Consider the following 898-nt stretch of genomic DNA (forward strand, 5'->3'; position numbering starts at 1 on the left):
CGATGTAATCACGCAGGAACAATGCGTAGTCGATCGCGCGGGAATGCCCATGCGTATTGATACGAGAAATTGACATGATGCTTCCTATCGATTTCCTGAACGATCAGACGGTGCCAGACCGTATGCCATCAGGCCTGGCCCCGTCCGTCACTCATCCGGCCGAGAACTGACCGGCTTTCACTGCAGCGGCAAAGTCGAGCTGGCCCAGCAGGCCGTCCTGCTTGCCAGTGTTGGCCGCTTCCAGTTCCTTGAACAGTTGACCGCCGTTGGCCATCAGCGCCTGGGCAGCTTGCTGCACTTCGGGCGGCACTGCCTTGAGCTTGCCGTCCTGATCCTGGTAGTAGCCGGTCTCGGCGATGTTCTTCATATCGTTGGCCGACAGCAGATCGATCTTGTTGTCCTTCAGGAAGTGATCCATCGTGTTACCCGCGCTGGAGGCCGAGGGCAGCACATTGTTAGGCAAGGCGATGGTGGGCATGGTGCTGCTGCTGTCCAGGCTACCGTTCTTGACGGCGGCAGCGAAGTCCAGTTGACCCAGCAGGCCATCCTGCTTGCCGGTGTTGGCCGCTTCCAGCTCCTTGAACAGTTGACCGCCATTGGCCATCAGCGCCTGGGCGGCTTGCTGCACTTCAGGCGGTACCGCCTTGAGCTTGCCATCCTGGTCCTGGTAGTAGCCGGTCTCGGCGATGTTCTTCACATCGTTGGCCGACAGCAGATCGATCTTGTTGTCCTTCAGGAAGTGGTCCATCGTGTTGCCGGCGCTGTAGGCCGAAGGCAGCACGTTGTTGGGCAAGGCGATAGTGGGCATGGTAGTGCTGCTGTCCAGGCTACGGTTCTTGACGGCGGCGGCAAAGTCCAGTTGACCCAGCAAGCCATCCTGCTGCCGGTGTGCCGTCCT

Annotated in this window: 1 protein-coding gene; it reads right to left on the minus strand. The window is 59.7% G+C overall.

Translation table 11 applies throughout. The features are described 5' to 3' along the window. Nucleotides 1-151: 151 nt before the first annotated feature. On the minus strand, nucleotides 152-898 hold a 747-nt coding region (locus I5W_RS31960; protein WP_159106108.1), incomplete at its 5' end, for a hypothetical protein.

The sequence above is a fragment of the Herbaspirillum sp. B65 genome (assembly GCF_000333555.1).
Classification (GTDB): Bacteria; Pseudomonadota; Gammaproteobacteria; order Burkholderiales; family Burkholderiaceae_D; genus Herbaspirillum; species Herbaspirillum rubrisubalbicans.